10 protein-coding genes and 1 pseudogene are annotated in these 12637 nt (G+C 59.6%); 4 read left to right on the top strand and 7 right to left on the bottom strand.

What is annotated here, in order from left to right; translation table 11 throughout:
* Positions 1–189 precede the first annotated feature (189 nt).
* The gene (locus A15D_RS14970) at positions 190–1170 is read left to right on the top strand and encodes an NADPH:quinone oxidoreductase family protein (RefSeq protein WP_102792581.1); all 981 of its coding nucleotides are present in this window, start codon (positions 190–192) and stop codon (positions 1168–1170) included.
* Between the two features lie 7 nt (positions 1171–1177).
* Here A15D_RS14970 and A15D_RS14965 read toward each other — a convergent pair whose 3' ends face one another.
* The 6 genes from A15D_RS14965 to A15D_RS14940 all read right to left on the bottom strand — a co-directional run bounded on the left by A15D_RS14965 (position 1178) and on the right by A15D_RS14940 (position 9736).
* Positions 1178–1621: a thioesterase family protein gene (locus A15D_RS14965; RefSeq protein ID WP_102792580.1), complete on the bottom strand. Its 444-nt coding sequence runs from the start codon at positions 1619–1621 to the stop codon at positions 1178–1180.
* 68 nt (positions 1622–1689) lie between these two features.
* Positions 1690–3099, bottom strand: coding sequence for a phospholipase D family protein (locus A15D_RS14960; protein ID WP_102792579.1), 1410 nt, complete (start codon positions 3097–3099; stop codon positions 1690–1692).
* A gap of 83 nt (positions 3100–3182) precedes the next feature.
* Complete coding sequence (locus tag A15D_RS14955; RefSeq protein WP_102792578.1) at positions 3183–4028, bottom strand: DNA ligase; 846 nt, start codon at positions 4026–4028, stop codon at positions 3183–3185.
* 90 nt (positions 4029–4118) lie between these two features.
* On the bottom strand, positions 4119–5462 hold the full coding sequence (locus A15D_RS14950) for a Na+/H+ antiporter NhaC family protein (RefSeq protein WP_102792577.1): 1344 nt from the start codon (positions 5460–5462) through the stop codon (positions 4119–4121).
* A gap of 273 nt (positions 5463–5735) precedes the next feature.
* The gene (locus A15D_RS14945) at positions 5736–9005 is read right to left on the bottom strand and encodes a carboxyl transferase domain-containing protein (RefSeq protein ID WP_102792576.1); all 3270 of its coding nucleotides are present in this window, start codon (positions 9003–9005) and stop codon (positions 5736–5738) included.
* A 119-nt stretch (positions 9006–9124) separates the two neighbouring features.
* The gene (locus A15D_RS14940; protein WP_102792589.1) at positions 9125–9736 is read right to left on the bottom strand and encodes a TetR/AcrR family transcriptional regulator; all 612 of its coding nucleotides are present in this window, start codon (positions 9734–9736) and stop codon (positions 9125–9127) included.
* A 150-nt stretch (positions 9737–9886) separates the two neighbouring features.
* Here A15D_RS14940 and A15D_RS14935 point away from each other — a divergent pair, with 150 nt between their 5' ends.
* Positions 9887–10963 (top strand): MBL fold metallo-hydrolase, encoded by a 1077-nt coding sequence (locus A15D_RS14935; RefSeq protein ID WP_233192258.1) that lies wholly within the window; start codon positions 9887–9889, stop codon positions 10961–10963.
* An 18-nt stretch (positions 10964–10981) separates the two neighbouring features.
* On the opposite strand, the pseudogene A15D_RS14930 reads toward A15D_RS14935, so the two are convergent.
* Positions 10982–11336 (bottom strand): annotated as a pseudogene (locus A15D_RS14930) (DUF533 domain-containing protein).
* A gap of 74 nt (positions 11337–11410) precedes the next feature.
* Between A15D_RS14930 and A15D_RS14925 the strand changes: the two are divergent.
* Both A15D_RS14925 and A15D_RS14920 read left to right on the top strand, forming a co-directional pair.
* Positions 11411–11863, top strand: a complete 453-nt coding sequence (locus tag A15D_RS14925; RefSeq protein WP_146026896.1) for a hypothetical protein — start codon at positions 11411–11413, stop codon at positions 11861–11863.
* On the top strand, positions 11832–12422 hold the full coding sequence (locus A15D_RS14920) for a hypothetical protein (protein WP_158245820.1): 591 nt from the start codon (positions 11832–11834) through the stop codon (positions 12420–12422). Before A15D_RS14925 ends, A15D_RS14920 begins: the two co-directional genes overlap by 32 nt.
* Positions 12423–12637: the final 215 nt, after the last annotated feature.

Here is a 12637-nt window from a genome sequence, read left to right as displayed (position 1 = left end):
ACGGCCATTCAAAATCCACCAGCCTGATCCGCGTTGCAGCTTGCCCCTCACAGCTCACAGCTCACAGCTCACAGCTCACAGCTATTATCCCCCTTTATCTTCCCCAATGCGTCCCATGCATTTGTCTAATGCCGCTATCAGCGTTAGCGTTTCCTGCACATAAAAAACTGATTTCCGGGAGAGCTACGCATGCGCGCAATCTTGTGCAAGGAACTGGGACCAGCCGACAAGCTGGTGATCGACGACATCCCGTCCCCCGAGGCCGGCAAGGGCCAGGTGAAGGTGAAAGTGAAGGCCGCCGGTCTCAACTTCCCTGACACCCTGATCATTGAAGGCAAATACCAGATCAAACCGGAGCTGCCCTTTTCCCCCGGCGGCGAAATGGCCGGCGAAGTGATCGCTGTGGGTGAAGGCGTGCAGCGCTTCAAGCCCGGCCAGCGGGTCATGGGCCTCACTGGCTACGGCGCCTTTGCTGAAGAAATCCTGGTACCGGAAACCAATCTGATACCGGTGCCGGACGGCATGGACGACCAAACCGCCGCCGCCTTCTCCATGGTCTACGGCACCAGTTACCACGCCCTCAAGCAGCGCGCCAATATCCAGCCCGGGGAAACCCTGCTGGTGCTGGGTGCCAGCGGCGGCGTTGGCCTGGCGGCGGTAGAGCTGGGCAAAGCCATGGGCGCCACCGTCATTGCCTGCGCCAGCAGCGCAGACAAGCTGGCCGTGGCCAAGGAAGCCGGCGCCGACGACCTGATCAACTACGCCGAAGAAGACCTCAAAGACGCGCTCAAGCAGCGTTATCCGAAAGGGGTGGATGTGGTCTACGATCCGGTGGGCGACAAGTATACCGAAGCGGCGATCCGCAACATGGCCTGGAACGGGCGTCTGCTGGTGGTCGGTTTCGCCGCCGGTGACATCCCGAAAATCCCCGCCAACCTGGCCCTGCTGAAAGGCTGCGCCATTGTCGGCGTATTCTGGGGCGCCTTCACCCAGAAAGAGCCGCAGACCAACGTGCAGAACATCATGGAACTGTTCCAGCTGTACGGTCAGGGTAAGCTCAAGCCGCGCATCAGCGAAGTGTTCGCGTTTGAAGAGTATGAACGCGCCCTGGCGGCACTCACCTCTCGCACCGCCAAGGGCAAGGTGGTGCTAAACGTGGCGCCCGACTGAGACTCCGCTAGACACGTCCACTTTGATCGATCACCACACCCGGTGCCCCGGCTTGCAGCAACTCACGCAGGTCATCCGGCACCGGGGTTTTCGCAAACGGCTCGGTGGTCATCATCACGTACACCGCTTCGGAACGGGCGACCGCTCGCCCTTCATCCGCATGACGAATATCGGCTTCCAGCGTGAACGAGGTATTACCCATGTGCGTGAGCGACACAAAGATATCCAGCACATCGTCAAAACGCGCTGACGACTGCCATTCGGTCGTCAGTTTCACTACCTGGTTATCCAGCCCCTGAGCCAGCAGCTGGTTGTAATCCCGCCCCAACGCACGCATGAATTCCGTCATGGCGATGTCCACGTAATCGCCATAGCGGGCGTTGAACACCACCTGTTGGGCGTCGCATTCGTTATAGCGGACGCGAAAACGAAAACAGAATGGCTGGGTCATGGTATGTCCTTGTGTTGGGCTTAGGGAGCGGCGCGTGACCATAAGCAGTGCCACTCAGCATGCGTGGGTTACAGCATGCGCTCAATGGGCAATAACGACAGCAACCATGCCATCAGACGGCGCCACACGGTGACCCCCGGCTCATGGCGATACAGTGCCGGCTCCCCAGCGTCACCATCGCCTCCCCAGCGCAGTTTGCCCATGTCGCTTTCCAGACGAAAACTGTTGGCCGGGGCCAACCCTTCCTCAATGAAGGTTGCCACTTCCTGCCCAAGACTGTCCGAGACGACGTAATAGCCCATTTCGGTATTCAGGTGCACCGACCGGGGGTCCATATTGAACGACCCCACAAACACTTCACGCCGGTCCAGCACCATGGCCTTGGTATGCAGACTGGCCCGCGAGCGACCGCGAAACAGTCTGACCTGACGGTGTAATGCCCGCGCATTGGGCTGCAATTCATGCAGTTCTACTCCGGCCTCGACCAACGCCTTGCGATAACGGGCATAAGCACCATGGGCGGCAATCACATCATTGGTGGCCAGGCTGTTGGTCAACACCGCTGCCCGGCCGTTTCGCTGCCGTAACCCGGATAACGCCGAGACGAAGTCCTCACCGGGAATAAAATAACTGGCTTCGATCAGCACCTCATGGTGATCATCCCGGGCCAGTAACCGCGCCAGCTGATTGCCCATCAATGCCTGCCGTGCACCCGCTGCCTTGGCGGGGCTATCGAACAACAACACAGGCTTTGCCACATGGCATTGCTGTTGTTGTCTGGTCAGGTAGTCACGGAAAAATTGTTCATGTTGAGGGAAGAGGTAAGGGTAACCCTTCAGGCTTTGGCGCCAGCGCGATAACCACTGCCAGGCCCGCTCAGCCCGCTCAGGACCATAGCGACGCAGGGTCTTCATGGGCACCGCCAACTCGCTGTTCCAGTAGGCTTCGAAGGCGTCACGAGTCTCGGCAGCAATGGGACCACTGGCGTACAGATCCAGATCACGAAAATTACTGGATGGGTTCACCCCGAAGTAGTGATCGGAGATATTGCGCCCGCCCACCAGGGCATGCTCACCATCCGCAATCCAGGCCTTGTTATGCATGCGATGGTTCAGCAGTGGTGCGTGGTACAACCATTGAAGGAAATGTTTGAATCGCCCCCGAAACGGGTTGAACAAGCGCACATCAATATTGGGGTGCGCATCCAGCACGGCCCATTTCACATCCCGTCCCAACTGGTTGGCGTGATCCAGCAACATCCGCACTTTTACCCCACGGCGAGCCGCCTCCAGCACCCGGTAGATCAGCAGCTTTCCCGTGGTGTCGTCATCCCAGATGTAGTACTGAAGATCCAGCGTTCGGGTCGCAAGGCGCGCCAATGTCACACGTAACGTGAATGCCTGATCGCTGTCAGAAACCAGCGACAGGGAAGACGCAGCGGTTGCGGATTCCTGCACCGGTGAAGAAGGGTTGCGCATGCCATGTCCTGCTGCAACGTGTTGCTGAACACCATGCAGTAAAGTGCTTTTCGGAACAAGCCGGCAGCGCAGGTAGCGGGCCGCTAATTGAGCGGTTCGTCCCTTCTTACCCGTAAAAAGCTGGCAAACCTTGGCAGACCCGTGGCCGTCAGTCCGTAATACTTGAACGTGACGGTACTGCCAATCGGCGGCGGATCGCGGCGCTCGGCGTCACTGAAACCTGTCCCTAAACGAAACCGGCGACCATCGTCCGTTTCCACCTGCAAGGCGCCCAGCATGCCAGCAAACTTTCCCTGGCCTACCACATGTCCCGTCACCCTGGCTTCGGCATCCTGGTAACTCTTTACCTTCAACACCGCATCACTGCGGCCCGCGTGATACACGCTATCGCCATGGTGAAGCATCAACCCTTCCCCACCACGCGCCATGACCTTGTCCAGTTGCTGCATCAGCCTGTCGTGGTCGGTGGCCGGGGTTTGCGTAACCACCTCCAGCGTATAGGAAGATGACGCGGCCACCAGCGCTCGCATCTCTTGCACCCGCACCGCAAAGGGCTGCCGCGATTCTGGCAAATCAAACAGCATCAAACGGATCTGCCGCCATTCCTGCGCCTGTGGACGCAACCGGCGAACCGCCGCTGACACCTCGGCAAAGCGTCCCCGCCCCATCCATAATTCCCCTTCCATGGCCTGATCCGGATAACCGCGGGTGAACCATTCAGGCGCGGCAATTCGATTGCCGCCCTTGCTCCACAGCTGTGCGCCATCCCAGTAGGCCCTTACCCCGTCCAGTTTTTCACTGACCCAATAACCGTCGAGGGGCATGCCCGGCTGATACACCTTGGCCAGCTGCAACGCCGGCGGTTGTGCCGCTGCCACCAACGCAATAGAGAACAGAAAAACGCACACACTTTTCAGAAAAACAGTCACCACATACTCCTGAACAACAGCCTCGCACCGGACTGTGCCAGAAGGCAGCACAAACCGGCGTAGGCCGAATTCAGGAAGACGTGTAGGAGATCAGACCGGGGAGGCCGAAGAGGATAGCCGTGGACGATTGGCGACAATGGCCACGATGCCGGCCGCCGCCAGCACCCAGCAGTAATGGATGCTGCCAATCAGCGCCAGCGGCGAAATGGCGGCAATGGAACAGGCCAACAGCACCTGGGCACCGTAGGGAATCAACCCTTGCACCACACAGGAAAAGATATCCAGCAGGCTGGCCGAACGACGAAGGTCGACGCCATGATCCGTGGCGATGTCACGGGCCATGTCACCGGTGAGCACGATGGCCACGGTGTTGTTGGCGACAAACACATTGGCAAACACCACCAGCAAGGCAATGCCTACCTCCCCGGCGCGCTGCAGAGGCAGCTTCAACCAGCGAGTCAATCCATGGATGCGTTCAATCACCCAGCGGGTGCCGCCCTGATCCGTCATCAGTTGTGACAGGCCACCGATCAACATGGACAACAGCATGATCTCGAACATGCCTTCAAAGCCTTTGTAGATCGCCCCGTTCATGCTGGGAAGGGTGTAATCCGGCATCAGCACCATACCGGTCACGCCCGCCGATACGATCCCGATGATCAGCACCGCCAGCACATTCAGGCCGCTCAACGCGAGCCCGAATACCAGCAGGTAAGGGACCACCAGCGCAAACGTGTACGGCTTTGCTTCCACCTGGTGTTCGCCCTCGCCCAGTACGATCAACACCAGCACCGTCACCACCGCTGCTGGCAGGGCGATCCAGATATTGATCCGGAACTTGTCCTTCAGCGACACGCCCTGGCTTCGGGTCGAGGCAATGGTGGTGTCGGAAATCATCGACAGGTTATCGCCAAACATGGCGCCGCCCACCACCGCGCCCAGCGCCAATGGCAGAAGCAAGCCGGTGGCAGAAGCGAACCCCACCGCGATGGGCGCCGTCGCCGCGATGGTGCCCATGGACGTCCCCATAGCCGTGGCAATGAACGCCGAAATAAGAAACAGTGCGGGCAATACCCACTCGGCAGGAATAATCCGCAACCCCAACTGCACGGTTGCCTCTACACTGCCAATGCTGTCGCTGACACTGGCAAAGGCGCCGGCCAACAGGAACACCAGGCACATGAGAATAATATTGGGGTGGCCCATCCCTGCCAGCAAACGCTCCACACTGGCATTCAACCGCTGGCCCGCCACCCGCGCCATCACCATAAACAGCACGATGGCCGCCATGGCCACCACCGGCGCCTTGATCTGGTAAAACGCGAAATCGGTGTCAGTGGAGGTGTAGTAAAGGCCACTGCCGAGAAACACCACCAGAAAGAACAGCAGCGGTAGCAAAGGCCAGGCACGGGGCGTCGGAGCAGAGACAGTCATTCGGCGTCCTGATCAATCAATGATCACACCAGTGTAGAGATTTCGTCCGCAAGTCGGTAGCACGGGGCATGTGCCGTACTTTTGTAGGAGCGTCGCTGGCGGCGCGATTCCGGTGCCGGGTAAGGCCCTCTTCACCACGGAGCACACTGACCCGTGGGGAAACCGGTGTCTCAATCGCCGTGGCGTCGAGCTGCTGTGGTAAATCTTTCTTCCCGGCCTGGATTATCGCGCCGCCACCGAGCGTAGCGAATAACCGACGCTCCTACCGCGCGTTCAGAACGTATCCACAAACGGACGGCCACCGTGGGTGCCGGCCTTGAAGCCGGACGCATTCAGCCCGCGCAAGATCCACTGGCGACTCTCCACCGGATCAATCACCGCATCGATTTCCAGGAAGCTGGCCATGTTGAGCGCCTTGCCTTGCTGGTAGGCCTTGGCCACCAGCTTGTCGAACAGCCGTTGCTGGCGCTCGGGGGTGGGCTGCGCCGCCAGCTCCTTGGCAAAGCCCAACCGCACCGCCCCTTCCAGGCCCATGGCTCCAAACTCGGCACTGGGCCAGGCAGCAGTGAACAAGGGCGAATGAAAACTGCCGGCGGCCATGGCCTGGGCCCCAAGGCCGTAGCCCTTGCGCAGCACCAGGGTAAAAAACGGAATGGTCAGGCTGGCGGCGGTAACGAACATGCGCGACACATGACGCACCGTGGCCTGCTTTTCCGCTTCCGGCCCGACCATGAAGCCGGGGGTATCGCACAGGGAAATCATCGGCAGCCCGAACGCTTCGCACAGCTGCATGAAACGGGCAGCCTTGTCGCCACCCACGGCATCAATAGCGCCGCCCAAACAGGTCGGATCATTGGCAATCAGACCGAACGGTTTGCCTTCGATGCGCACCAGCGCCGTGATCATTCCCGGAGAAAATGCCTGGCGCAGCTCCAGCACGGAATCCGTATCGGCCAGGGTCTCGATCAGGGTGCGGATGTCGTACACGCGAGTGCGTTTTTCCGGAATGCGATGGCGTAGTTCCCGCTGGTCTGCTGCCTGCCAGTCTGTCACCGAGCCCTGAAAATAGGACAGGTAGCGTTTGGCCACCACCACGGCCTCGGCCTCGTCGCGCACACACACATCCACGACCCCGTTGGGGGCCTGCACGCTCACCGGGCCCACCTGTTCCGGGGTAAACCGACCCAGGCCACCGCCTTCAATCATGGCCGGGCCGGCCATGCCGATGGTGGCATCCTCGGTGGCGATAATCACATCGCAACAGCCCAGCAGAGCGGCATTACCGGCAAAGCAACGGCCAGAGCCAATGCCCACCAGCGGCACCTGCCCGGACAACGTAGCCATAGCCGCAAAGGTGTGGCAATCCAGCCCGGCCACGCCGACAAAATCCGTATCGCCGGGGCGGCCACCACCGCCCTCGGCAAACAACACCAGCGGCATCTTCCACTGCCCGGCCAGCTGCAACAGCCGGTCGGTCTTCTTGTGGTTCATCATCCCCTGGGTGCCGGCAAACACGGTGTAGTCGTAGCTCATCGCCATGACCCGCGCGGCCGACTCACCAAACTGTTCGGCATTAACGGTGCCGGTGCCGCCAATCAAACCATCTGCCGGGCTCATGGCCTGCAATTCTTCACTGCTGCGGCGACGACGCTGGGCGGCCAGCGCCATGGCGCCGTATTCCTGGAAACTGTCGGCATCCAGCAGGTCGTCCAGGTTTTCCCGTGCGGTGCGCTTGCCCTTGCTGTGGCGTTTCTCCACCGCCTTCGGCCGCCCCGCATCACTGATGGCCTGATGCCGATCCAGTACCTCGGCCAGGTCCTTGCGGATATGGTCCAGGTCCACGCTTTCTTCCGTGGCGATGGCATCGCCGTGCACCTCACCCGGCTCCACAAACAGCAGTGGCGATGCTTCATTGAGGGCATCCCCCTCCTGGGCCGCCAAACTATGCACACGCCCCGCCACCGTGGCGCGCACTTCGAATTCCATTTTCATGGCTTCCAGCACGGCCACCACCTGGCCCTCCTGCACGGTGGCGCCGGCCTTCACCAGTAACGACACCAACACACCAGTGGAGGGGCTAAGCAGTGCTTCACAACCGGCCGGGGTAATGACGTTTTCAATCCGCGTTGTCGTTGTCATCGGCAGACCGGAAGCGACCTCTTCCGGCAGGACCGCCAGCAACGGGTCAAGATGGCTTTCCACATACCGGGTGGTCACCGCGTTGGCCTGCACATCGTCACTGGCCAACAGCGCCTGCAGCAGCGGCAGGTTGCTGTTTACGCCCGCAATGCGCGTTTGCTTCAAGGCGCGACGGGCGCGCTGCAGCACAGCAGGATAATCCGCACCCGAGACAATCAGTTTGGCCAACAGGGAATCGTAGGCAGGGCTGACCGCATAACCGGCATAGCCGTAACCATCCACGCGAATCCCCGGCCCGCTGGCAGGCTCGTAGGCGGTGAGCGTGCCCGCCGCTGGCGTGGTGCTGCCATCTGGCTTGAGGGTTTCCAGATTCACCCGCAGCTGTACCGCCATACCGTCATACCCCGGCGGGGTCTCCAGTTGCAGATCCGCCAGGCTGGCACCGGCCGCCAGACGAATCTGGCTCTGCACCAGATCCACGCCGGTGATCTGCTCGGTCACCGTATGCTCCACCTGCACCCGCGGATTGGCTTCCATGAAGTAGAAGCGATCCTGTTCCGGTTCCACCAGAAACTCGAAGGTGCCGATGCCGTGGTATTTCACTTCCCGTGCCAGCGTCAGGGCGCTGTCGATAATGCGATCCCGCAGGGCCGCTTCCAGCCCCGGTGCCGGAGCAAATTCCACCAGCTTCTGGTGGCGGCGCTGCAGGGTGCAGTCGCGCTCCCACAGATGACTCACCGCCCCGCTGCCGTCCCCCAGCACCTGCACTTCAATATGCCGGGCGGCGCTTACCAGCTGCTCCACGTAGACGGCGTCATCACCAAAGGCGGCCTGCGCTTCCGACTGGCAACGGGCATAGGCGGCGGCCAGATCGGCCGGGTCAGTAACCGCTCGCATACCTCGCCCGCCACCACCACTCAGGGCCTTGATCATCACGCCACTGCCATTCAACGCGGCCATGAAGGCTTGGGCCTGTTCCAGCGTCACTGCCTGATCGGTGCCCTGCACCAGCGGCACCTGGCAACGCGCCGCCAACGCCCGGGCTGCCGCCTTGTCGCCAAACAACCGCAGCGTGTCCGCCCCCGGCCCGATCAGCGTCAGCCCTGCCTCGGCACACGCCTCGGCAAAGGCCGCATTCTCGGCAAGAAACCCGTAACCGGGATGAATCGCCTCACAGCCATGTTCACGGGCAACGGCAATCAGCTGCGCGCCGTTCAGGTACGCCGGCACGCCCCTGCCCGGCAGCGCGACGGCCTCATCCACCTGACGCACGTGCAGGGACGCCTGATCATCCTCGGCAAACACCCCCAGCGAACGGATACCCAGATCCGCACAGGCGTTGGCAATACGGATGGCGATCTCGCCTCGGTTGGCAATCAGGATGGCAGCAAAGGGGGCGGGCACGGCGAACTCCAGTCTTGGGCAAAAGCACAAAGACCACAGTGTAGCCAGAGCGGGGGAGTGATGACATTGATCCCTACGCATGGGGAAGCATGCATTGGGTTAATACCGCAAGACGGCGCTCAGGCCTGATAGTGACTCAAAAATAACGCCGCCGTGCGCGACGCCAGATCGTGCCGCTCCTGGGCGCCAAGCAAAGGGGCAATCTGCATCAACTGCGGCCAGAAGCAGCTGCCCTTGATCAGGTTATGGAGTTGCTGGCTGGCAATCTCGTCATCCAGTTCTGCCAGGCGACCGTCGGCCACCGCGGCCCGAATCCAGCGGCGGGTGGCCGGCTCATGGGCAGACAGTTTTTCCACCTGTTCACGCAGCGCCTGCGGCTGATGCAGAAAATGGTCGAACGCCACCCGGTTGAGCTCGATGTATTCCTGACTGCAGATCACCTCGATTTCCGACTCGAGCAAATCACACAGTTGCGAATGCAACGCCACACCGGGCTCGTAATCGCGCCCTTCATGCAGCGTGGCCTGCTGCCACAGCTCGGTCATCAGCGCCATGATCAGCGCTTCCTTGCTGGCAAAGTGGTTATACACCGTGCGCTTGGACACCGACGCCAACGCGGCCAGCTCGTCCATGCTGGTGCTGTGCACCCCGCGCTCCTGAAACGCATCACGGGCCGCCTGCAGGATGGCCTGGCGCTTCAGTTCGCTTCGGGTCGGTTTGTGTTCGGTCATGGTCGATTCACTGTCCAGGCAATCCGGGTCGGGGCGCATTTTACACTAAGCAGTTTACTTTTCCCAAAACCCATATACACTACACCGTATAGTTTACTTTATTGGTGCGTCATGAAAATACGCTGGCTGGTATTTGCAGGAGTCCTCGTTATGGCAGTGAGTCTGTTCAAGGCCTGTTCCACACCGGAGCAGAAGTTCTATAACACCGGTATGGCCGGCAGCGCCGCCGCCAGCAACCTGTGGGAAATCGCCAAGATGTACCTGCGCACCGAGCGCAAGGCTCCCAGCCCCACCGCCCCGCTGCCACTGCGCCAGATCCCGGCGGGTGAACTGTCTGCGCCCGGTGACCAGGCCACCGTGTATCGGCTGGGCCACTCCAGCATTCTGATCCAGCTGGACGGCCACACCGTGCTGACCGATCCGGTCTTCAGTGACCGCGCCTCACCAGTGCAGTGGGCCGGCCCGAAACGGTTTCACCCCCTGCCCTTTGCGCTCGACGACCTGCCCACCATTACCGCCGTGGTCATCAGCCACGACCACTATGATCACCTCGATCGCGACAGCCTGCTGGCGCTGGACAACAAGGTCGGCACCTATCTGGTACCGCTGAAAGTGGGCAATCACCTGCGCCGTTGGGGCATTGCCGACGACAAGATCGTCGAGCTGGACTGGTGGCAGTCCCACCGGATTGCCAGCCTGCAGTTTACCGCCACACCGGCCCAGCATTTTTCCGGCCGCAGCCTTTCCGACCGGGATGAAACCCTGTGGGCCAGCTGGGCGATCAAGGGACAGGGTGGCAACCTGTTCTTCAGTGGCGACAGCGGTTACTTCGGGGGCTTCCGGGAAATCGGCGAACGGCTGGGGCCCTTTGACCTGACCCTGATCGAAACCGGCGCCTACAACCTGTTGTGGAGCAAGGTGCATATGCTGCCGGAACAGAGCGTACAGGCGCATCTCGATCTCAAGGGCCGCGCCATGCTCCCCATCCACAACAGCACATTCGATCTGGCGCTGCATGACTGGTTTGAACCTCTGGAGCGGGCCGCCGCCGCAGCCTGGGAACGTAATGTCACCCTGCTGACCCCCATCATGGGCACCCAGGTGACCGTGCAACAGCCGGGCAAAACCGCCTTCTGGTGGCGCGACGAAGCGGAACCCGCCTTGCTGGAAGCCGCTCTCGCCGGGGCCGAACAGGACGCCGCCGCCCTCAAGGCCCGCCAGCGTTAATCACACGGCGCGCAGGCCTCAGCGCGGCGCCAGCACCTGCTGTTCCAGCTCAGCGGCCAGCCCTGCGTCCAACGTCAGGGCAGAGGCGAGCTGGTCCAGCCAGGCGCGTTCCATGGGGTTCTGTTCGTCCACCATCACCACACTGACCAGATAGATTTCGCGAGCGGCCTGGGGAGAATCGGCCATGGCTGCCAGCGCAAATGTGCCCATCGGCACGGGCGGCCATGATCATCGCCTGAAGGATTTCCAGACCCCGGCGCTCCTGATCTGCGCCTTGCAGCTGATCCAGCGGCTGACCCTGTTGTGCTGCGGCAGGCTGCCCCTGGGCCTGGCTGCCGGTCTGGTAATTCTGGTAGGTCTTCCAGGCCAACACACCGACACCGGCCAGCCCCAGGATTGGGTGTCGCAGTCTCCGTTCCAGATCAGTACCTGGGTTGGGGTTTCCGTGTGTCTGGGAAAATTGAAGCAGGAGCGCTTGGGCGCGGTAGCATGAACTTTGGCGGGTCTATTAATCATGAAGTCAGCAAATGTAAGGACGAAGAGCCTTGTACTAAAGGTCTTGTCAAAGCATCTGGTCGTGCCGAGGTTGGTGTGTCTGTTTTGCTCGAAGTTACTATCAAAGAATGCATGGATAATGGTGATAAGAAATGTACGGATTTATTTGGCGTAGGTGGAGAAACTACGGTCGCTGCTACAGCAGCCGTCGATTTCAGCGCAGCTGTTTACGAGGGTGATAGTTGTTCGTCTGGCGGGTGTGCAGGCGGGGCGGTCCGGAAGTTGGGCGGTGTCGCGCGAGTCTCTGCGAAAATAATGCTGGCCGGAATTTTCGAAACTAGCTTCGGCTTCGAGGAGTACATTGTAGTTTGGGATGAATTTACGTATGGAGAGCCATGTGGTTGATCAGAATACTTTTGAATTTGAAAGCAATTGGTCAGATTCAAAGGAAAATGGTGGAAGGATTATGTTGTTTATGTCCTTGCCATTTTTCGCCATCGATCTATTCATGCTCTACCGCTTTGATATCTTTGGAGTTATGAGTGTCGTCGGACTGCCTTTGCTGGTTGGTGCATTGGTATTGCTTAACTTAAGAGTAATAGTGAAAGTTAATCGGAATAACATCACCAGTACTTTTAGTGTTTGGTGGTTTAAATGGAAAAAGTCTTACGATATAGGTCGGTATAACTATGTTCGCATGAGTTGTCGGCCTCCTCCGGCTACTTCGGCGATCCATACTGAAAAATTGTTTCAATTGGACTTGTGTTTGTCGAAGACTCCACACTGGAGGGCAGGGGATTTAGCTCTGTTTCGTTTTATACACTTTCCTTGGGATGTCGATCCAAAGGAGTACTTTTCCTTCGTGGATAAAATTGTTGAAACGACAGGTTGTGAGCTGTTCGCTGGTCCGGATTTGCCAACGAAATTTACGACGCTGGTTAAAGAAAGATATGGAGATGTCTAACATGTTGCGTTTATTTATTATTTCTATTGGGCTCGTATTTGCTTCCTCGACTCATGCCTTTCAGAAGAAAGAAACATGCTATCTCGTGGCCTTGGGGCAGTGTGTCTTATCAATGGCTGCTTATTTCAATGATAAAGAGTACGAGGTCTATCCAACGCGAAACACGGGACACGGGACACGGGACACGGGACACGCATAAATTTAATCAGCAAAAA

Source organism: Alcanivorax sp. MD8A, assembly GCF_002888555.1.
Taxonomy (GTDB): Bacteria; Pseudomonadota; Gammaproteobacteria; order Pseudomonadales; family Alcanivoracaceae; genus Alcanivorax.
The sequence above is the reverse complement of the archived record's forward strand: the minus strand, read 5'-3'. Positions and strand labels throughout refer to the sequence as shown.

Bases quoted from the DNA above. Each gene is read 5' to 3' on its own strand.
- A15D_RS14970 (WP_102792581.1), top strand. From the start codon at position 190: ATGCGCGCAATCTTGTGCAAGGAACTGGGACCAGCCGACAAGCTGGTG.
- A15D_RS14965 (WP_102792580.1), bottom strand. From the start codon at position 1,621: ATGACCCAGCCATTCTGTTTTCGTTTTCGCGTCCGCTATAACGAATGC.
- A15D_RS14960 (WP_102792579.1), bottom strand. From the start codon at position 3,099: ATGCGCAACCCTTCTTCACCGGTGCAGGAATCCGCAACCGCTGCGTCT.
- A15D_RS14950 (WP_102792577.1), bottom strand. From the start codon at position 5,462: ATGACTGTCTCTGCTCCGACGCCCCGTGCCTGGCCTTTGCTACCGCTG.
- A15D_RS14940 (WP_102792589.1), bottom strand. From the start codon at position 9,736: ATGACCGAACACAAACCGACCCGAAGCGAACTGAAGCGCCAGGCCATC.
- A15D_RS14935 (WP_233192258.1), top strand. From the start codon at position 9,887: ATGGCAGTGAGTCTGTTCAAGGCCTGTTCCACACCGGAGCAGAAGTTC.
- A15D_RS14920 (WP_158245820.1), top strand. From the start codon at position 11,832: ATGAATTTACGTATGGAGAGCCATGTGGTTGATCAGAATACTTTTGAA.